The organism is Paenibacillus sp. 01T422 (assembly GCF_056398785.1).
In genome coordinates this window covers 1-542 of record NZ_JBFTQB010001580.1, presented here as the reverse complement: position 1 = coordinate 542, position 542 = coordinate 1, and the positions used below count along the sequence as shown (strand labels likewise).

Below are 542 nucleotides of genomic sequence, written 5' to 3'. Positions count from 1 at the left end.
CTTCTTAACGGTCAAGTTGATGCTGTAGGTGTATTCCAAGATATTCGTACGAACATGATCAAAGATTACCCAGACATTTTCAAACAAACGAAAGTTCTAGCTTTCTCTGACAAAATCCCTAACGATACGATCGCTGTTCGCTCCGATATGGATGCAGCTTGGAAAAAGAAAATCCAAGACGCTTTCCTAGCACTTGGTAGCGATCCAGAAGGCCAAAAAATCATTTTTGATGTTTACACACATAAAGGTTATGTTGTAGCTAAAGATGAAGATTTCAATATCGTTCGTGATGCTAACAAAGAGATGGGCTTGAAATAAACCTCATCCCCTCTTAACCAAACAAAACCTCTACATGAACTCATTCGAGATCATGTAGAGGTTTTTTCAATTCTACGCATTTCTACGCTTGCATACTATGAATGTGGCACGTCCGGTAAATTTTTTTTTACTTTTGCATGACAAACGTTTACCTGGACTTGTCATATATCATAGTGGGGTGAAAATGGAAATGTTCGAAAAGCTTATAAGCAGCAAAAATGAAG

1 protein-coding gene is annotated in these 542 nt (G+C 37.8%); it reads left to right on the top strand.

The genetic code is table 11. The annotated features are described in order from the left end of the window. A partial coding sequence (locus AC1DUA_RS40285) for a phosphate/phosphite/phosphonate ABC transporter substrate-binding protein (protein WP_477504969.1) occupies positions 1 to 318 on the top strand: 318 nt, incomplete at its 5' end. Positions 319 to 542: the final 224 nt, after the last annotated feature.